This window comes from Mucilaginibacter mali, from assembly GCF_013283875.1.
Lineage (GTDB): Bacteria > Bacteroidota > Bacteroidia > Sphingobacteriales > Sphingobacteriaceae > Mucilaginibacter > Mucilaginibacter mali.
In genome coordinates, this window is record NZ_CP054139.1 from 1,471,262 (window position 1) to 1,491,891 (window position 20,630).

Annotated in this window: 21 protein-coding genes; all 21 read left to right on the forward strand. The window is 34.9% G+C overall.

Annotation, left to right across the window (positions count from 1 at the left end; genetic code table 11):
• Nucleotide 1 precedes the first annotated feature (1 nt).
• Genes HQ865_RS06345 through HQ865_RS06445 form a run of 21 tightly spaced genes read left to right on the forward strand, consistent with a single transcriptional unit; the run spans nt 2 to nt 20,621 of the window.
• Nucleotides 2-1,000 (forward strand): NAD-dependent 4,6-dehydratase LegB, encoded by a 999-nt coding sequence (locus tag HQ865_RS06345; protein ID WP_173414084.1) that lies wholly within the window; start codon nt 2-4, stop codon nt 998-1,000.
• A gap of 3 nt (nt 1,001-1,003) precedes the next feature.
• A complete protein-coding gene (locus HQ865_RS06350) occupies nt 1,004-2,158 on the forward strand; it encodes a LegC family aminotransferase (protein ID WP_173414085.1) in 1,155 nt (384 codons plus the stop codon).
• A gap of 16 nt (nt 2,159-2,174) precedes the next feature.
• Nucleotides 2,175-2,405: an acyl carrier protein gene (locus tag HQ865_RS06355; protein ID WP_173414086.1), complete on the forward strand. Its 231-nt coding sequence runs from the start codon at nt 2,175-2,177 to the stop codon at nt 2,403-2,405.
• Nucleotides 2,406-2,458: 53 nt separating this feature from the next.
• Nucleotides 2,459-3,211 carry an SDR family NAD(P)-dependent oxidoreductase gene (locus HQ865_RS06360; protein ID WP_173414087.1) on the forward strand — a complete coding sequence of 251 codons (753 nt, stop codon included), beginning with the start codon at nt 2,459-2,461 and terminating at the stop codon, nt 3,209-3,211.
• Between the two features lies 1 nt (nt 3,212).
• Complete coding sequence (locus HQ865_RS06365) at nt 3,213-4,220, forward strand: 3-oxoacyl-ACP synthase III family protein (RefSeq protein ID WP_173414088.1); 1,008 nt, start codon at nt 3,213-3,215, stop codon at nt 4,218-4,220.
• A 45-nt stretch (nt 4,221-4,265) separates the two neighbouring features.
• Nucleotides 4,266-4,901, forward strand: a complete 636-nt coding sequence (locus HQ865_RS06370) for an acetyltransferase (protein WP_173414089.1) — start codon at nt 4,266-4,268, stop codon at nt 4,899-4,901.
• Nucleotides 4,901-5,911: an N-acetylneuraminate synthase gene (gene neuB, locus HQ865_RS06375; RefSeq protein WP_173414090.1), complete on the forward strand. Its 1,011-nt coding sequence runs from the start codon at nt 4,901-4,903 to the stop codon at nt 5,909-5,911. The genes HQ865_RS06370 and neuB overlap by 1 nt, the downstream gene beginning before the upstream one ends.
• Before the next feature lie 3 nt (nt 5,912-5,914).
• The gene (neuC, locus tag HQ865_RS06380; protein WP_173414091.1) at nt 5,915-7,072 is read left to right on the forward strand and encodes a UDP-N-acetylglucosamine 2-epimerase; all 1,158 of its coding nucleotides are present in this window, start codon (nt 5,915-5,917) and stop codon (nt 7,070-7,072) included.
• A gap of 30 nt (nt 7,073-7,102) precedes the next feature.
• A complete protein-coding gene (locus HQ865_RS06385) occupies nt 7,103-8,152 on the forward strand; it encodes a nucleotidyltransferase family protein (protein WP_173414092.1) in 1,050 nt (349 codons plus the stop codon).
• A 1-nt stretch (nt 8,153) separates the two neighbouring features.
• A complete protein-coding gene (locus tag HQ865_RS06390; protein WP_173414093.1) occupies nt 8,154-9,173 on the forward strand; it encodes a Gfo/Idh/MocA family protein in 1,020 nt (339 codons plus the stop codon).
• A complete protein-coding gene (locus HQ865_RS06395; protein WP_173414094.1) occupies nt 9,170-9,919 on the forward strand; it encodes a cytidylyltransferase domain-containing protein in 750 nt (249 codons plus the stop codon). The genes HQ865_RS06390 and HQ865_RS06395 overlap by 4 nt, the downstream gene beginning before the upstream one ends.
• Nucleotides 9,920-9,931: 12 nt before the next feature.
• Nucleotides 9,932-11,230, forward strand: coding sequence for a glutamate-1-semialdehyde 2,1-aminomutase (locus HQ865_RS06400; protein WP_173414095.1), 1,299 nt, complete (start codon nt 9,932-9,934; stop codon nt 11,228-11,230).
• A complete protein-coding gene (locus HQ865_RS06405; RefSeq protein ID WP_173414096.1) occupies nt 11,230-11,967 on the forward strand; it encodes an SDR family oxidoreductase in 738 nt (245 codons plus the stop codon). Before HQ865_RS06400 ends, HQ865_RS06405 begins: the two co-directional genes overlap by 1 nt.
• Before the next feature lie 44 nt (nt 11,968-12,011).
• A complete protein-coding gene (locus tag HQ865_RS06410; protein WP_173414097.1) occupies nt 12,012-13,187 on the forward strand; it encodes a hypothetical protein in 1,176 nt (391 codons plus the stop codon).
• A 4-nt stretch (nt 13,188-13,191) separates the two neighbouring features.
• Complete coding sequence (locus HQ865_RS06415; protein ID WP_173414098.1) at nt 13,192-14,733, forward strand: oligosaccharide flippase family protein; 1,542 nt, start codon at nt 13,192-13,194, stop codon at nt 14,731-14,733.
• Between the two features lie 32 nt (nt 14,734-14,765).
• Nucleotides 14,766-15,674, forward strand: a complete 909-nt coding sequence (locus HQ865_RS06420) for an NAD-dependent epimerase/dehydratase family protein (RefSeq protein WP_173414099.1) — start codon at nt 14,766-14,768, stop codon at nt 15,672-15,674.
• Nucleotides 15,675-15,678: 4 nt separating this feature from the next.
• Nucleotides 15,679-16,446 (forward strand): class I SAM-dependent methyltransferase, encoded by a 768-nt coding sequence (locus HQ865_RS06425; protein WP_173414100.1) that lies wholly within the window; start codon nt 15,679-15,681, stop codon nt 16,444-16,446.
• A 1-nt stretch (nt 16,447) separates the two neighbouring features.
• Nucleotides 16,448-17,650, forward strand: coding sequence for a glycosyltransferase family 4 protein (locus HQ865_RS06430; RefSeq protein ID WP_173414101.1), 1,203 nt, complete (start codon nt 16,448-16,450; stop codon nt 17,648-17,650).
• A 48-nt stretch (nt 17,651-17,698) separates the two neighbouring features.
• Complete coding sequence (locus HQ865_RS06435; RefSeq protein ID WP_173414102.1) at nt 17,699-18,601, forward strand: glycosyltransferase family 2 protein; 903 nt, start codon at nt 17,699-17,701, stop codon at nt 18,599-18,601.
• Nucleotides 18,602-19,783: a hypothetical protein gene (locus HQ865_RS06440; protein WP_173414103.1), complete on the forward strand. Its 1,182-nt coding sequence runs from the start codon at nt 18,602-18,604 to the stop codon at nt 19,781-19,783. It begins immediately after the preceding gene.
• On the forward strand, nt 19,773-20,621 hold the full coding sequence (locus HQ865_RS06445; protein WP_173414104.1) for a glycosyltransferase family 2 protein: 849 nt from the start codon (nt 19,773-19,775) through the stop codon (nt 20,619-20,621). Before HQ865_RS06440 ends, HQ865_RS06445 begins: the two co-directional genes overlap by 11 nt.
• Nucleotides 20,622-20,630 lie beyond the last annotated feature (9 nt).

A 20,630-nucleotide genomic window follows, 5' to 3' on the forward strand; every position in this document is an offset into this window, starting at 1 on the left:
AATGAATTTGCAAGGAAAAAAGGTTTTAGTAACAGGAGCTGATGGTTTTATCGGGAGTCATTTGGTTGAATTATTACTACAGGAAGGAGCAATAATTCGGGCATTTGTTTATTACAACTCCTTTAATAGCTGGGGATGGTTGGAGACGTTGCCTAAGGAGAAATTACAACAAATAGAGATTTTTGCCGGCGATATTAGAGATCCTAATGGAGTGAGAACAGCAATGAAGGATATAAATGTAGTATTTCATTTAGCGGCATTGATAGCTATACCATTCAGCTACCATTCACCAGATTCGTATATTGATACCAATGTAAAAGGTACCTTAAATATTGTTCAAGCAGCAAAAGATATGCACGTTGAACGTATATTGGTTACCTCAACTTCCGAGGTTTATGGTACTGCAAAATATATTCCGATAGATGAAATCCATGAGCGCCAGCCCCAATCACCTTATTCTGCATCAAAGATTGGCGCCGATGCTATTGCTGATTCTTTTTACCGCAGCTTTGATCTGCCCTTAACCATTGTACGGCCATTTAATACATACGGGCCAAGGCAATCCGCACGTGCCGTTATCCCAACCATTATTTCTCAGCTGTTAAATGGAATGAGAGAAATAAAATTAGGTGACACATCACCTACACGGGATCTGTTATATGTAAAAGACACAGTGAAGGGGTTTGTGGAAATAGCAAAGTCAGATAAACTGAATGGACAGGACTGTAATATTGCTACGCAATCTGAAATTTCGGTTGGAAACCTTGCCCAGGAACTGATCAATCAGATTAACCCAGACGCTAGAATAGTGTCAGATGAACAGAGATTGAGACCAAGCAAATCAGAAGTGTTCAGGCTGTATGGCTCTAATGAAAAAATTATTAAAAATACAAATTGGAAACAATCATATAGCCTGCAACAAGGCTTGGCTGAAACTATAGAATGGTTTAAAAAACCTGAAAATTTAACGCAATACAAAGCCGATATCTATAATATTTAAATTATGGATAAAAATTATTTCGAGAACATAATTCTTTGTATTAAAGAACAATTCACACAGCAGAATTTTATACCATTACACGCCCCCGTTTTTATAGGTAACGAAAAAGCGTATGTAATGGATACACTTGAATCTACCTTTGTGTCGTCAGTTGGCGCATATGTTGATCGCTTTGAAAAAATGATGTGTGATATTACTGGCGCTAAATATGCCGTGGCTATTGTTAATGGTACCAATGCTTTGCATATGGCTGCTTTGCTTGCAGGGGTAAAGCCTGGAGATGAAGTTATATCTCAAAGCTTAACTTTTATAGCCACGTGCAATGCGATAAGTTATATTGGTGCTCAGCCAGTATTTGTTGATATTGATAGATCTACATTAGGGATGTCTCCTGAATCACTAGCTGATTTTTTAACTAAAAATGCAATTATTGGCGAGGATGGGTATTCTTATAACAAGTTAAGCGGCAAACGTATAAAAGCCTGTGTACCAATGCATACATTTGGGTTTCCCTGCCGGATAGATGAAATAGCAGTAATATGCGACAAATGGAATATTACGTTGATAGAAGACGCAGCAGAATCCATCGGCAGTTATTATAAACGCAAGCACACCGGTATTTATGGCAATATTGGCGTATTTAGTTTTAATGGCAATAAAACGATTACGTGCGGCGGCGGCGGTGCATTGATCACCAATGATCAACTAATAGCTAAACGAGCAAAGCATTTAACAACGCAAGCCAAGGTGGCTCACCCCTGGGCTTTTATACACGATGAAGTAGGCTATAATTACAGAATGCCCAATATTAATGCAGCATTGGCATGTGCTCAACTTGAACAGCTTGATAATTTTGTTAAAAATAAACGTGAATTAGCCGCCATTTATAAGGATAAATTTAAAAAAATAGGAGCTAATTTTTTTTCTGAGCCTGCTGATGCCAAATCTAACTATTGGTTAAATGTGCTGATTATGGATAATTTGCGCCAAAGAAACGAGTTTCTTGAATTTGCAAACGCCAATAATGTAATGAGCAGGCCGGCTTGGGAGCTGATGCACAGGTTACCAATGTTTAAAAATGCTGTTTGTGCAGATCTAAATAACAGTGAATGGCTGTCGGATAGGTTGGTGAACATACCAAGTAGTGTAAGATTATAATAAAATAATAAGTATCATGGAATTGGATAAATTCATAAAAAATTTCGCAAATCAGTTTGATGAAACGGATATAGCTGTGTTTGAAGCAGGGACAATTTTTAAAGATCTGGAAGAATGGTCTTCTTTAACTGCATTATCAATTATTGCAATGATAGATAATGAATACGGTGTAAAAATAGCTGGGAGTGATATAAAAAACGCCTCAAAAATTGAAGATTTGTATAATATAATTGCCCAGAGAAAATAATTATTTTTACTATAAATATATTCAATTTAATTTAATGGTGCGATAATTTTCCTATGACGTATAATCCCTTTTCATTAGCTAACAAAAAAATACTTATAACCGGTGCCTCATCCGGCATCGGAAGATCTGTAGCTATTGAATGCTCTAAGCTGGGTGCAGATGTATTTATAAGCGGCCGTAATGCTGAAAGGTTGAATGAGACTTATGCACTTTTAGCAAAAGGAAATAATGGGCAGATAACCGCAGACCTTAATTCACCAGAAGATCTGGCATTTCTTGTCAACAAAATTACTGCTATCGATGGCATTGTACACTGCGCAGGCATCTTTGGACATAAACCTTTTACTTTTTTGCAAAAAACCGATTTTGCAGAGATGTTTGACATTAATTTTTTTGCTCCTGCGCAAATGACAATTGAGCTGCTTAAACAAAAGAAGATCAGTAAAAATGGGTCGATCGTTTTTATAACATCAATTTCCGGTATCCTCACATCTTATTATGGCGGGGCACTTTATTCATCAACCAAGGGTGCGTTAAACGGACTTATAAAAGGAATGGCGTTAGATCTGTCTGCAAAAAAAATAAGGGTTAACAGCGTAATGCCTGCCATGGTTACAACTGATATTATGAGCAATGGTGCTGTAACTGATGAACAGATTAACGCTGATATAAAAAAATATCCGCTAAGCAGGTATGGCAAGCCCGAAGAAGTAGCATATGCTGTTGTATATCTCCTTTCTGATGCTTCGTCGTGGGTTACTGGTTCAAACATCCTGTTAGACGGCGGCAGGACAATAGCATATTAATATGAAGGCATTTATAAATAGTATATCGTATTATCTGCCAGAGAAAATTGTAACAAATGAAGATCTTATTTCGGACTTTCCGGAATGGACTGCAGAGAAAATAGTAAAAAAGATCGGTATTAATAAGCGGCATATAGCCGCTGAAAATGAATTTGCGTCGGACCTGGCATTTCACGCAGCCGAAAAACTATTTAACGAACACAATATTGACCGTTCAATAATAGATTACTTATTGTATTGTACCCAATCGCCAGATTATTTTCTTCCAACCACTGCTTGCTTATTGCAAAACAGGTTGAAATTATCTGTTAACACAGGGGCATTGGATTTTAATTTAGGTTGCTCCGGATTTGTTTATGGGTTATCGTTGGCTAAAGGATTAATCGCGGGACAGGTTGCAAAAAATGTTTTACTTATAACTTCAGAAACTTATAGTAAAAGTATACACCAAAAGGATAAAAGTAACAAAGCCATATTTGGTGATGGGGCAACAGCCACATTAATTTCAACACATGGTTTTGCCGAAATTGGCATGTTTGCGTTAGGTGCCGATGGCTCTGGCGCGGATAACCTGATGATAAAAACAGGCGGGTTCCGTTTTAAAAATCGACTAAATGATTTGTATTTTGATGAAAACGAGAACCCCATTTCATCGGATTATCTTTATATGAACGGAGTAGAAATATTTAATTTTACTTTAAGTGCCGTTCCGGAGCTTGTAAAAAACACTTTGCAAAAAAATAAATTATCACAAGGTGACATAAATATGTTTGTTTTTCATCAGGCAAATAGATTTATGATGGACTTTTTACGTAAAAAAATAAAAATAGAAGAAGAAAGATTTTATTACTATTTAGAGGAAGTAGGAAACACGGTTTCGTCAACCATTCCTATCGCCTTATATCATGCCCAAAAAGATGGCCTATTAAAAGGGAATATAGTTTTAGCCGGCTTTGGTGTAGGCTATTCCTGGGCAGGCACCGTATTAAAATATGCCCCCTTAACCTGATCATATTGAGCGACAGATTTAAGAAAAGAAATTGTTAAATGCATCATGGAAGATATATATATATTAGGCAGCGGAGGCTTTGCAAAGGAAGTTTATGCGTTAGTTAAATCGTTAAATCTTTATAAAGTTGTAGCATTTGTTGACATCGAAGAAAGAGATGACATTCGTTTTAATGAACGTAGCGTGCCGGTAATTTCAGAGGACGGTCTTGCAACAATAAGTAATAAAGCAGATAACAAGGTAAATTTAGCCATTGGTGTTGGCGATCCGCTTTTAATTACCAAGCTGGCACATAAGTTTAACGATTTTGTTTTTCCCAATCTCATCCATCCGTCTGCTATATATGACATTCATGAAGTGGAATTTGGCAGAGGAAATGTTATTACAGCCGGTGTAATATTTACAACTTGCATTAGCGTTAAGGATTTTAATATTTTTAATTTATCCGCCACTATTGGGCACGACTGTCAAATCGGGAGTTACAATGTGATAAACCCATCTGTAAATTTATCTGGTGGATTGCATATTGGCAACAGTAATTTATTTGGCGTTGGTTCTGTGATTTTGCAACATTTAAACGTGGGTAACAATAATACGATAGGGGCATCTGCCTTGGTGACGAAAAATATCGATAATGATTCTATACACATAGGGGTACCGGCTAAAAAATTTTTAAAATAATGGGATCAACAATTATAATCGCCGAAGCTGGGGTTAATCATAATGGCATTATGGAAAATGCTTTCCGTTTGATTGACGAAGCGGCAAATGCCGGTGCAGATTATGTAAAATTTCAAACATTTAAAACAGAGTTGTCGATTACTAAAAATGCTGGCAAAGCAGCCTATCAAATAAAAAACTCAACCATTGAAAATGAATCGCAATTTGAAATGGTAAAGAAACTTGAGTTATCATTTAAACAGCATGATGAGCTTATCAGTTATTGCAAGGCCAAAAATATAAAGTTTTTTTCAACAGCTTTTGATCGTGATTCACTAAATTATCTTGCACAGGCAGGGTTAGATTTGGTTAAGATTCCATCGGGTGAAATTACAAATCTCCCATACCTGCGTCATGCTGCAAAACTGTTTAAAAAAGTAATCCTATCTACTGGTATGGCACAATTAACCGAAATAAGACAGGCTGTTGATGTTTTTCTTCGATCGGGTATTTTGATCAGTGATATTGCGATACTTCATTGTAATACAGAATATCCTACGCCTATGAAAGACGTAAACCTTATGGCGATGCTCAATATTAAAAAAGAGTTTGAAACAGAGGTAGGGTATTCAGACCATACATTGGGCATTGAGGTGCCAATTGCTGCTGTAGCCTTAGGGGCGTCAGTTATTGAGAAACATTTCACATTGGACAAAACAATGGATGGGCCGGACCATCGCGCTTCGCTGGAGCCTGCCGAATTAAAGGCCATGGTTACCGCTATTAGAAACATTGATATCGCGATTTCAGGTTCAGGGATAAAGGAGCCGTCTGAATCTGAAAAAAAGAATATAGAAATAGCCAGAAAAAGCATAGTGGCTTATTGTAATATATCAAAAGGCGAATACTTTTCGGAAAATAATTTAGCTGTAAAACGACCAGGAAATGGCATTTCTCCAATGAAGTGGGACGAAGTTATTGGAAAAATAGCGAAACGGGACTTCTTTGAAGATGAATTAATAGAACTATAACAGATGAAAGTTTGCATAGCCACAGCAACAAGGGCTGAATATGGACTGTTAAAACCTTTAATAGATAAGATATTAATTGAACCTGGGTGGACGCTTCAAACATTAGTAACAGGTGCTCATTTATCGCCTGAGTTTGGCTTAACTTATCAGCAAATTGAAAGAGATGGCTTAAAAATAGATGCCAAAGTAGAAATGCTGCTTTCATCTGACACAGCCGGGGGGATCGTGAAATCAATGGGCTTGGGTATGATCGGATATGCCGATGCCTTTAAAAACCTAGCGACAGACCTGCTTATCATACTGGGCGACCGATACGAAATGCTTGCAATTGCATCAGCGGCTTTAATATACAAGATACCTATTGCGCATATAAATGGCGGAGAGGTTACTGAAGGTGCTTATGATGACGCTATAAGGCATGCCATTACTAAAATGAGCCATTATCATTTTACTTCAACAGATGAATACCGTAAAAGGGTTATTCAATTGGGTGAACACGCTGAACATGTTTTTAATGTAGGTGCTTTAAGTATAGATAATATTAAAAACATAATTCCGCTTAGTAGGGAGCAATTGGAAAGAGACTTGGGTATCAAATTTTTGAAGTATAATTATCAAGTAACGTTTCACCCAACCACGTTAGGAGATATATCTTCAGAAAAACAATTTAAGGAACTGTTAAGTGCGATAAATACGCAGGATGAGAGTTTTTTTATTTTCACCAAGGCTAATGCTGATACCGATGGAAGGATTATCAATCAAATGATAGATGAATATATCAGTATGAACCCTGATAAAGCTGCATCTTTTACATCGCTGGGAACAATTCGGTTTTTATCTGTATTGAAAGTTTGTGATGCAATAGTTGGAAACAGTTCAAGCGGGATTGTAGAAGCTCCATCTCTTGGGATAGCAACCATCAACATTGGGAGCAGACAACATGGAAGAATACAGGCACAAAGTATTATTAATTGTAGCGTAAATACAACTGAAATAGTAAATGCATTTGAACAGATTAAAGATTCTGAATTCAAATTAAAAACAAATTTAGTGATTTCACCTTATGGTAATGGAAATGCCGCACAGGAAATAGTTAATGCCATAAGATCGATACATGTAAAAAAATATTCTCCCAAAGTATTTAACAATATTGCCTTTTAAAAACAGGCATTACTTTAATGTACATTTTAAATGAAATATGATTATAAGAAGCATTTAATTTTATCTGACAGTTCTATAAAAATAGCTTTGGCAACATTTAATGAACTGGGACCTGATGCTATCCTGTTTGTTATAAACAGAAGCGGGCAGCTTGTTGGGTCGCTGACAGATGGAGATGTTAGAAGGGGCTTGTTAAAAGGCCTGACTTTGGAAAATAATGTTGACGAATTTGTTCAACCGAATCCCAAATATATACAGCGCGGAAACTATACAATTCAACAAATAATTGGATATAGAGATAGTGGTTATAAAATTTTGCCCGTTATAGACTATAATGGAGTTGTTGTAAATATTATTAATTTTCGATTTCTGAGATCTTATTTGCCGATTGATGCCATTATCATGGCCGGCGGGCGGGGTGAAAGATTAAGACCACTTACAGATACGGAACCCAAGCCGATGCTAAAAGTGGGAGACAAGCCTATTATTGAGCATAATTTAGATCGTCTGGCAGATTTTGGAATAGATGATTTTTGGATATCTGTTAAATACCTGGGTGAAAAGATAAAAGATTTTTTTAAAAATGGCGAGGGTAAAGGTGTAAAGATTAACTATTTGGAAGAAAATTTGCCGCTAGGTACAATTGGATGTGTATCTACAATAGCGACATTTGAGCATGATCATATTTTAGTGACAAACTCTGACGTGTTGACAAACTTAGATTATGAACAATTTTTTTTGGAGTTTATTAAATCGGATGCAGATTTTTCAGTTGCTACTATACCTTATAACGTAAACATCCCATACGCTATTTTAGAAACCCAGGAGAACCTTATCCGGAGTTTTAAAGAGAAACCCACCTATACATATTTTGCAAATGCAGGGATATACCTGATGAAAAAAGAAATGTGTGAACGAATACCGCGTGAAACATTTTACAACGCTACAGACCTTATGGATGATCTTATTAAAAATGGGTTTAAGGTAACTTCTTATCCGTTGCGGGGGTATTGGCTGGATATTGGCAAACACGACGATTATATAAAAGCTCAACAAGATATTAAATATATAAAATTTTAAAATGGAAGGTCATATTTTGATAATTGGATTAGGCTCTATGGGTAAAAGAAGGATAAGGAATCTTTCTGCTATAGGCTTAAAAAATATCATTGGTTTTGATAAAAGAGAAGATCGTTGTGCAGAAGCTTCTGATAAATATAAAATACCTACGGCGACAGATTTTGATTCGATTATTCATGAGTATGAAATTAAAGCATTCGTGATCTCTGTACCGCCGGATGTTCATCATATTTATATGAACAAGGCTTTGCAATTAAATATCCCTGCATTTATTGAAGCCAGTGTTGTGGATACAGGCATGGAGGAAATTATAAAAGAAGCGGATAAAAAGAATATTTGTTTAGCCCCGTCATGTACTTTATATTTTCATCCGGCAATACAAAAGATTAAAAGCATTATCGAGAAAGGTGAGTTAGGCACTATCTCTAACTTTTTATACCATTCTGGTCAATATTTACCAGATTGGCACACATATGAAAATGTATCGGATTATTACGTGTCAAATAAAGCTACAGGCGGCGGAAGGGAAATAGTACCATTTGAATTAACCTGGATTACCATGATCTTAGGATTACCTAAAAAAGTTGTTGCATTTTATAAAAAAGCGATAAATATACAAGGTGCAGAAGAAATTGATGATACATACAACCTGCTGCTGGATTATAATACGATGATATTCAATTTAACTGTTGATGTAGTGTCCCGTCATGCAACCAGGAGATTGGTGATCAATGGTGACAAAAAGCAATTATCTTGGGATTGGGATGATAATGCAATAAAAATTTTTGAACCCGAATCGAATCAGTGGGATGAGATTACATATGAAATAACATCTGCACAGGCCGGATATAATAAAAATATTACCGAGCAAATATATATTGATGAAATGGATGCTTTTTTAAAAGCTGTTGCCGGTGAGGGTTTTTTCCCAAATACATTATCTAAAGATCATAAAGTTTTGCAGCTGCTATATGCTGCCGAACGGTCCTGTGACGAAGACATAATAGTGAAATTTATATGACAGGCATCTTTATTACCGCACGTTTAGGTTCAACAAGGCTTAGCCAAAAGCATCTGATAGAAGCTAATGGAAAAACATTTATTGAGTGGTTGATACAACGTTATGCCTGTGAGTTTGATACGGAAATTAAGAATAATGAGATCAAGATATTTATAACAAGTTCTATCGCGCCGGAAAATCATAAGTTTGCTGAACTTTTAAAGCATCAAAATGTAGATATTTTTTATGGTTCAGATGAAAATATACCACTTCGGCATTTAGAATGTGCAGAGGCTAATAAGATTAATAAGATCATATCAATAGACGGTGATGATATATTATGCTCTGCAAAAGCCGCACGGCTGGTGTTTGAAGGTCTTAAACAGCACGAAATTGTACAAACCAGTGGATTGCCGATAGGGATGAATGTGTTTGGGTATTCAAAAACAATACTCGAAACATCGCTACGGAATCATATATCAAAAAAACTTGAAACAGGCTGGGGTAAAATATTTGATAATTATGAAAAATATAATATTGCCTTTGTAGCGAATGATAACGAAAAAAAAATCAGGATGACTTTGGATTATCCTGATGATGCGTTATTTTTTAAAAAAATAATTCAGATCATGGGCGACAAGATAATATCTATAAGCGACAATGAATTGATAAATATTATTTTGGAACAAAAAATATATTTACTAAATACACATCTTAACGAACAATATTTAGTGAATTTTAATAAATTAAAAGAATTAGAAAATTAAAGATCCTACTAAATGAGAGACTCATATTCAAACAGATTACATAATGCCATACCTGGTGGTGCGCACACTTATTCGCGAGGAGATGATCAATACCCGTCAAATGCTCCATCTATATTAAAAAGTGGTCACGGAGCGTATGTTCTTGATGCATACGATAAAAAATATCTTGATTATGGCATGGGCTTACGATCTGTGAATATTGGTTATGGAAACAAAGAGATTGCAGAAGCCTGTTATCAAGAGATACTGAATGGCAATAATTTAACAAGAGCATCACTTACCGAATTAAAAGCTGCTGAATTATTGATCGAGACCATACCATCAGTTGATATGGTTAAATTTGCGAAGCATGGCTCAACAGTAACATCTGCAGCAGTGAAATTGGCCAGGGCTTATACCAATAGGAAATATATAGCCGTAGCTGCCGAACATCCTTTCTTTTCGTTTGACGATTGGTTCATTGGCTCGACACCATTAACAAAAGGTATCCCCGAAGAGATGCGGACTTTAACTCTAAAGTTCAACTATAACGATGATAACTCACTTAAAAATTTATTTGAGCAATATCCAGATCAAATAGCGGGAGTGATGCTGGAGGCGGCGACTACTGTAGGACCTACAAACAATTTTTTACATACAGTGAAAGATTTGTGCAGACAAAATGGAGCAGTGTTTATCCTTGATGAAATGATAACAGGCTTTAGATGGCATTTGCAGGGGGCTCAGGCATTTTTTGATGTAGAACCTGACTTGTGTACGTTTGGAAAGGCAATGGCTAATGGCTTTGCGGTAGCAGCACTGGGCGGTAAAAGAGAAATTATGCAAATTGGCGGTATATTGGAAGAAGGGGCAGAGCGAGTGTTTCTAACTTCAACCACACACGGTGCTGAAATGAGTGCTTTAGGTGCATTTATAAAAACTATCGAAGTACTGAAGAGAGATAATGTTATAGCGCATTTTTGGCGTTATGGAGAAACTTTGATAAATGAGGCGAATAATATTGCGACCGAATTAGGTATTGCCGATCGCTTTTATCTGGAAGGATACCCATGCTCGCCAAATTTTGTCACAAAAGATAATGGTGGCAACCCTTCGTTGCCAATGCGAACATTATTTGCACAGGAGATGATAAATAACAATGTATTAATACCGTGTATAGCCATTTCTTATGCCCATAAAGAAATAGAACTGGATATGACCCTGTCAGCAATTAAAGCATCATTAACTATTTATGCCCAGGCTTTGGATAAGGGTACAAATGCATATTTAAGATCCCCGGTTATAAAACCGGTATTTAGAAAGTATAATTAATGTTCTCCGTTAAAGATAAAGTAATAGTTGTTACCGGGGGTAATGGATTATTAGGTAAAAAAATTGTAAATAGTCTTCGCGCCGAAGAAGGTATTGTAGTATCTGTCGATATAAAATTTGATCACCAGCATAGCGACAACCTTATGATGGATATAACAAATGAAACTTCCGTTAATAAGGGAGTTAGCGAGATATTGTCTAAATACGGTAAAATAAATGCGTGGATTAATAACGCATATCCCAGAACAGCAGATTGGGGCAATGCGCTTGAAGATGTCGAATTTGATTCGTGGCGAAAAAATGTCGATATGCACCTAAATGGTTATTTTTTATGCTGTAAAATAGTGCTGAATACAATGAAGGACCAGGGGTATGGATCATTAGTAAACATGTCATCCATATATGGTTTAGTAGGGCCCGATTTTACTGTTTATGAAGGAACACAGATGACAAATGCGGTAGCTTACTCAGCTATTAAGGGTGGCATCAATAATCTTACCAGGTATCTTGCATCATATTATGGTCCTTATCAGGTACGTGTTAACTGTGTATCGCCAGGGGGGATATTTGATAACCAATCAGATGTTTTTTTAAAAAATTATAATAAAAAGGTGCCAATGCGACGGATGGGTACTCCTGAAGATATTGTAGCCGCAGTTCATTATTTGATCTCAGATGAGGCAAGCTACGTAACAGGGCATAATTTGATTGTTGATGGTGGTTGGACCGCAATTTAATTAACATTACACGACATCTTATTTGCCTTTCGTTTATTAACAATATGATCAGAAAGATTATTTTTGTAACCTATCAGCCCATAACAAAAGTTTTTATAAAGAACTTTTTTTTAACTGAATTAATAGACAACGGGGGCTTCGAAATAGAATATTGGGACCTCAGTGAAGTTTTTTTCCCAGGTATTTTAACAGCAGAATTTGATTGTCCATATGTAATCAAGATAAATAGTTTAAATGGTGTAGAAGCGGAAATAAAAAAACAAAGTACAGAAAGTACTTTGTTTATGATTATTATCACGTATGAAGCACGGGTTATGCAATTATTTAAGCTATTGACTAAATATAAATGCTTTACCGCATTTTTTGCAAGGGGCGCGGTTCCAATGCCACACCTTGCGTTTTCAACCAATGCCTTAATATCGAAAATTCGTAAGTTGTTTAATGCTAGGTTATTGTATTTATTTCTCATAAATAAAATTGCTTTGGCATACAAAAAATACGGCTTGGTTAAGCCTTATGATATTATATTTAATTCGGGTAAATTAGGTATATATACTGTTGGCGTAGGTTCCCAAATAGATAATGATAAATCAAAGCTGATAAATATAAACTCGTTTGATTATGAGCGTTATCACCAAACCAGAAACAGCACCAGAGTTACGCATTCAAAATATGCGGTTTTTTTGGATGATTATTTGCCACACCATCCTGATTTCTCTATTCTTGGTATTAAAACAGTAACTGTTGATACTTATTACAAGCAATTAAACGCGCTTTTTAAATTTATAGAAGAACGATACGATCTAAAAGTGATCATTGCTGCACATCCTAAAGCTGATAATTATAAGAAAGAGAATCCCTTTCAGGGAAGAGGAGTATATTTTGACCAAACAGCTGAATTAACGCGACATTGTGAATTTGCTATAAGCCATTGTTCCACATCACTTAATTTTGCGGTATTAAATGAAAAACCGATCATCTTTATCTATAACGATGAGATAAAAAATACAATGCCACATTTTTACCAAACAATTAATTATTGCGCACAAACGTTAGACAGCAGTTTGGTAAATTTTACTGTTATAAATAAAAACCTGGCCGCTTTAAAAGAGATTAATATTTTAAAATATTTTGATTATAAATATCAGTATTTAACGTCGAGGGAAAGTGAGAACACATTATCGTTCGATATTGTGAATAATACTATTTCTAAAATATAATTACATGCGCAGGCAATCATACTTATTACAATACGTTAAAATATACATATGGCAGGGAGTATCACTGATATTAAACTTTTTATCAATGTTTGTGGTTGTGCCCTATCTTACAAAAGACCCCTCAACTTATGGTATATATTCGGTATGTATTTCCGTTTCAATTTTTCTTGCATATTCTGATCTGGGGTTTATGGCAGCAGGGCAAAAATATGCTGCAGAACATTACTCCAGGAATGAAAAGGAAGATGAAATAAAAGTAATAGGCTTTACTTCATTCATTTTATTGATATTTATATTATTATGTTCGGCAATCTTTTTATATCTGGGTTTTAATCCTCAGGTACTCCTTAAAGACTTGAATACTCCCGCGAAAGTTTCTATCGCTTCTAAGTTATTGATCATTTTAGCTTGTTTTGCACCCTTAACGGTGATACAGCGTATTACACAAGTAATATTCAGTATACGTTTGGAAGATTATGTGATACAGCGCATTTTTTGCGTAGCAAGTGCTCTGAAAATAGTTTCTGTCTTATATTTTTTCGGCGGCAGTAATTATCTGATTGTCGAATATTTTTTGTTTAGTCAGGTAATTACCGCTATAGCGTATCTCACCTTTTTAGCTATGGCTTATTACAGATACAAGTATGATTTTCGTTTATTCGTCCAATGTTTCCGTTTCGACAAAGGCATTTATAAAAAGGTAAATAGCTTAGCACTTTCGAGTTTGTATGTAACAATAGCCTGGATATTGTATTATGAACTGGACAGTGTTGTAATTGGTAAATTTTTAGGAGTCGATAAAGTGGCGATATATGCTATCGGTCTTACAATGCTATCCTTTTTTCGAAGTATTTTCGGTATACTCTTTTCTCCATTCAGCGTTCGTTTTAATCATTTTGTTGGGGTTAAGGATACAGAAGGATTAAAGATATTCGTAAGGCAAGTAATTCAAATTACCTTACCACTTGTGATATTCCCAATTATAGCACAAGTGATTACCACAAGATCGTTTGTTTTATCCTGGGTTGGTGCAAGTTATGAGCAAAGTACGATATTGGCCCAGATTCTTATTTTTTGTAATATCTTTGCTTTCATTTCTTATCCTACGAGTATGTTGTTGCTGGCTCAAGAAAAAATTAAGCAAATGTATACAATCAATACAATTATACCTGCTGTATATTGGATAGGGATTATAGGCCTATATTCTATTTTGGGACTAAAGTCGTTTGCAGTGTTTACATTTATCGCATTCTTACTGTCGGCTTCATATTATACATTTTATTTGCTAAAGTTTTTGGATACCTCTTTTATCAGTTTTTTAAAATCAGTGTTAGAGCCTGTTATTATACCTGTTGTCTTTTTGGTAATAGTTTTATTAGGCGCTAATGGGTTTTTACCACACGAAAAATCAAAGATTAACCTAATCCTTGTAATGGGCGTGACAGGAATTGGGGTACTCCTGTCGTTTTTTATTCAATACTTTTTCTCTGCAAAAACCAGGAAAACAGTGAATGAACTATTGTTTACCATCAAGCAAAATAAATAATATTGGCCTGATATCGCTGTTTTCAACATTTTATGAAAAGTAAGATCTTAGTTTTAGGCGCAAACGGTTTCATTGGTAAAAATTTAGCGTCTTATATTGCTCAAAACCATTATATTGATAAACACGTTTTTTATTTTGCAAGCAAAAGCGAGTTTGCGGAACCTGTGCAAGATATAAACTATTTAAGGTTTGATTTTTTTGAACCATTATCACTTCAAACGATACTGGCCGAAGTAGTCCCGGATTATATTATTAATTTGGCAGGTACGCTTGACAATAATGACATTAATAAATGCCTTGCATTAAATGCGGAATTATCGAGACGAGTATTAGAAACGATCATTGACCTTAAACTAGAAATCAAGAAGGTTTTGTTTATTGGCTCTGCCGCTGAGTATGGGGCAAACAGCGTCATTCCGCTTTCAGAAAATCATGAATTGTTGCCGATAACGCCGTATGGGCTTTCTAAAGTTATACAAACGCAGTATTTTAACTATTATACCCGGAAATTTAAGATACCAGCGAACATTGCGCGAACCTTTAATATAATCGGTAGGTCAATGTCCGACAAGCTTTCCATAGGTTCTTTTATAAAGCAGATTAATAATAGTAAAGATGAAGATGTAATATTTACAGGCAATCTATCTTCAGAAAGAGATTATTTATTTATAAACGATGTTTTAGATGCCTTTTTCAAAATACTATTTGAAGGTAAAGCCGGCCAAATTTATAATGTATGTAGTGGTAGTCATATTGCAATGTCAAAAATACTTGATTCGCTTATAAAAGTATCGGGGAAAAGCATTACGGTAAATGTAAAGCCAGAATTAGTTAAAAAAGACGACATACCTGTAAGTTGTGGTGATAACAACAAGCTTTTTAAAGATACCGGATGGAGGCAACGCTATAAAATAGAAGAAATTTACGATAATTTGCTTTAAAAAAATGAAAAAAACAGAAGAAGATTTTTGGGCGGGTTTTTGGGCGAATTTAAAATTCCCTCAGATCGTCAACTATAATTTAAAAAATGACCGTGTCATTTCAGATAATATTGTAAAGTATATCCCTAAAGCCAACCTTAAAAAGAAGGTTTTGGAAATAGGTTGCGCTCCAGGTAAATGGCTTGTTCTATTTTATGAAAAATTAGGATACCACATTACCGGAATAGAATACGTAGATATAGCAGCACGCAAAACTATTGAAAATTTCCAAATACTTAATATTCCGGAAGAAGCGTATGCTATTCAAATAGCCGATTTTTTGGCTGTTGATGCTGTTCCGGAGTTTGACGTTGTTTTTTCATTAGGTTTTATAGAGCATTTTGATAACTGGGATGCAATATTGGATAAGCATATCAAATTCTGTAAGCCTGGCGCGCATTTATTAATTGGATTACCAAATTTTAGAGGTATCAACTATATAATTCAAAAAATTATTGATAACAACACTACTGATACTAAACTTCTACCCATTCATAATCTTAATATTATGGATACAGCAGTTTTGAGGGATTATGCAGAAAAAAGAGGACTCGAAATAATAAAACTGGATTATGTAGGCGGATTTGAACCTGCGCTTTTTAATACAAATGCAGGTAATAAATTTGTGCAATTTATACTTAAATGCGCTGTGAAAACCGGGGCGTTAATTTTCGGTAACTTAAATACTAGCAAAACCAGCAGCTATATTTTGGGGGTATTTAAAGTTAAATAACTTGAAAAAGATACTTGTATATACCGAAAACTATGAACGCGGGGGAGGGAACCAATACGTAATTGACCTGATCAATAATTTCCCCGAAAACTGCTCTTTTATCCTTATTTCTAATAAAAATGGGATGTTTGAGAGCGACTTGGAAAAAATAGAACGACAATTTCAATATCATACAATTAATATTAGGTCTATACCTATCCTATATCAAAATATAAAATCGGGTAGGCTAAGCAAGTTGTTTTTTTTTATATGCCGAGTGCTGATCAAGGCATTTAGGTTTTTAATTTATGGTTTTTTTAAGTGGTCTAATAATAAAAAAATCAAAAAAACAATTGCATATCATAACCCGGCGCTTGTTATTAGCTGTAATGGTGGATATCCATCTGCAATTACATGTTTAGATTGCGTAAACTCCGCGAACCAATTAAAGATTCCTGTATGGCTAACGGTAGTTTCAATGCCGCACAAAAAGACGATGGTTGATTTACTTTACAAAAAAATAAAAGATAATATAAACTATTTGATTGTAAATTCTGAGTGTATAAAAAATGAATTTATTGTTAAGCGGGGTTTTTTACCGGATAAGATTGTGGTATTGCATAATTTTATTCCAACTAAAGAAATACACAACGGCCCCGTTAATTTTACCAGGTTTAATATAAATCTACCGGTATATAAACTTGGCTACATTGGTAGGATAGAACAAGCCAAGGGAATTATGTACTTGCTTGATTCTTTTAAAAAACTGTTAAAAGATTACCCGAACCTGCAACTAATATTAACTGGATCAGGACGTGATATGGCATTGGCCCAAACATATTGCACAGAAAATGGCATTGCCGACAAAGTGATATTTATGGGTTATTATCACGGCAACGTGAAAGATGTATTAACGACATTCGACGTTTTTATTTTTCCATCGTTATGGGAGGGGTTGCCCTATTCTGTACTTGAAGCAATGGCAAACGCGAGGTTAGTGATTTCAACAAATGTAGGTGGGATACCGGAAATCATTACGGATAATGAAAACGGTTTTTTAGTTGAACCAGCAAATTCAGAAAAACTGTACGATAAGATTAATTATGTGCTAAATAGTGATGATAACCATCAAATAATTGCGAACGGGGTAGCAACTATAAAAGATAAGTTCTCCGGAACATTGTTCCGTCAAAAACTCAAATCACTTTTAGATAGCAGTATATAATTAAATAGAAGCAAGTTAAAATTAGCATAAATTTTGCATGATTTAGGTATGTTTACCCATAATTATAAGTTTTCTATTATCATACCTACTTATAATAGGGCAACTGAATTGGACAGATGTTTACTATCAGTACTAACGCAAACTGTAAGCGATCTGGAAATAATTGTCGCAGATGACGGATCAACGGATAATACAAAAGACATTGTACAAAGATACAAAGACAATTATCCGCAAACAGCAATACACTACATTTATACCGAAAATTGGGGGGGGCCTGCACGCCCAAGAAATTTAGCTTTGCAACATAGTTCGGGCGAATGGATATGTTTCTTAGATTCCGATGATTGGTACATGACCGACAGGTTACACAAACTATCACAGCTGAAATTAGATGATTATGATTTTTTTTATCATGACCTTATCATGATAAAGAATGAGGCCCATTACAAGACAATGACCTGCCGGCAATTAAAAGATAACTGTTTTTATGACCTTCTTTTTAACCTGAATACCATCGCAACTTCATCAACATGCATCAGGAGATCATCATTAATAAAGAGCGGTGGCTTCAGTGAAGCAAGAGACATCATTGCTATGGAAGACTACGACTTATGGCTGCGAATGGCTCAAAGCGGAATAAGATTTAAATACGTGCCGCAAAAACTTGGATATTATAGCCTGGGAGATGATAACATCACTTTATCCGATAATAGGCAAGTAAACAGATTCAAATCATTATATCCTTACTTTATAGATAAATTAAACAACCAATCATTAAAAAAAAAGGCCATCGGAGCAATGCATTATCAAATAGCCAGGATATTTTTAATGAGTAATAAAACTCATGATTTTCTTCATCATATATGGTTATCCTTCATAAATGGTAATCACATCATTAAATTTAAATCATTATATCAGGTAGGCTGTTGCTTAAAAAAAAGGATGTTTTAAATGAAAAAGGCGTTTATAGCAATTTTATTTTTTTATCTGATATTTCATTTTATAATCCCCCAAATATATATTCTATGTTTTGGCGATATTCACTTATATTCTGATATAACCGATTCAGGTGCGTCTATCAAGGTTTTTTGGCTTAATGTATTGCCAATTTTAATTACTGTGTCATTGTTATACATCTTGCCGCTGAAAAACTTCCAGGTTAAACCCGCAATCCGATCTTCGGCAGCCAGCGAACTTTTTTATGTTTCAATGTGTTATACAGTGTTGTTTGTGATTGTTGCAGGTGGTTTTAAAGGGATAGTTTCTGGAGCACTTTCGGGTAGCTTATTTAATTACGTCAATTTATTTTTAAATCCGCTTGTACTATTAATGGCTGCCATTTTTTTGCAGGAAAAAAAAATGAAAGTTGTTCAAATGATATTGATTTATGTAGTGGTTATAACTTTATCCGGCAGCCGCAGCGCTATTATTGGTATTGTGCTTGTTTTTTTAATCGGTATTGGTTTTTATAATTTCAACAAGTACCAAAAGGGGATTAAGAAACTTTTGGTTTATGCCTCGATTATATCGCCTGTTTTATTTATACTCGCCACCCAACTGCGTGAAAGTTTTTCAGCGGTTGACCTAAGTGTTATTTCTTATGTTATGATCGGTCGTGTTTCATGTATTGAACTGGGAATGATCCCAGTTCATTTTATGGACACGAACAGCCTGGATTTTAGTTTGTTTTTTGAGAAATATGGTATGATCCATCAACTGAAACTTATTGTGGACTCTCTTGTGCCTGGAGATCTATTTGGTTTTGATATAATGCCTAATCAATATTACAGGCAAATATTTTTCGGGCAATCTGAAAGCTTCGTATTAGAAAACTATATGTCAATAAATATAACATTTCCTGTTTATTTATACCTGTATTTTGGCTATTGGTCTATTATATTAACAGTGCTTTTTTTGTTGTTATATTTCATTTTTTTGTATAAATTAAAAAATAACTCATATATATTGTTGCTTTTTTTGCCTCCTTTATATCACATTTTAATATATTTTGATTGGGTTATGATATTCAATGAGTTTTTTGTTTCCTTATTAACTGTAGGAACTTTGTTTGGTTACAAGTTATTTAGGAATTATTTTGTTGAAAGTGTAAAATCAGATTCTCATGTTAATTAGTTTAATTGTTGCTACCTATAATCGGTCGGAAGAATTAAGGGAACTTCTTGAATCGTTAACCAAACAAGTATATAAAAATTTCGAGGTGCTGATTATCGATCAAAATGATAAGATAAGCATTGATCATATCGTTAGCGACTATTTTACACTGTTAGATATTAAGCATATTAAATCAGCCAAAAAAGGTATCGCGATTAATAAGAATATTGGAATTAGACACTCCCGTGGCGAACTAATTACCTTTCCGGACGATGATTGTACGTATTATCCTGAAACCATACAACAAGTGTATGATTTTAGCATGGCTAATAAACACGTGGATATGTTTTATGGCCGTATATACGATTTTGAAACGAAAACAAATATTATCAGAAATTGGTCTGTTAAACCTATAAGGCTAAATAAAATCAATTTCCATAACAATAACTCGGCGATAACCTGTTTTAATAAACGCAAGGAACTACTGTTTGATGAAAATTTTGGTGTGGGCTCTAAGTATGGATCGGGCGAAGAATTTGATTATATCATGAATGCTTTAAACAAGGGGTATGAGGTAATGTATACGCCTGCAATATCTATATGGCATCCCCTTTTGCATGTAACAGTAATGTCTAACGATAAGGTTTATTATTATGCTAAAGGGTATGGCGCTATCTTCAGGAAAAATCTGAATCTTATTTATGGCCTGTTATTTTGCTTTTCATTAAGCTTTCAAATCATTCAATCGCTCATTAATCTATTAAAGGCAGATTTTACTACGTTTAATAAAAGACGTATAGCCTTTAAAGGCCGTATTGTTGGATTTTTAACTTTCAAACGTTCGGCTACCACCCCATAATGCTACCAA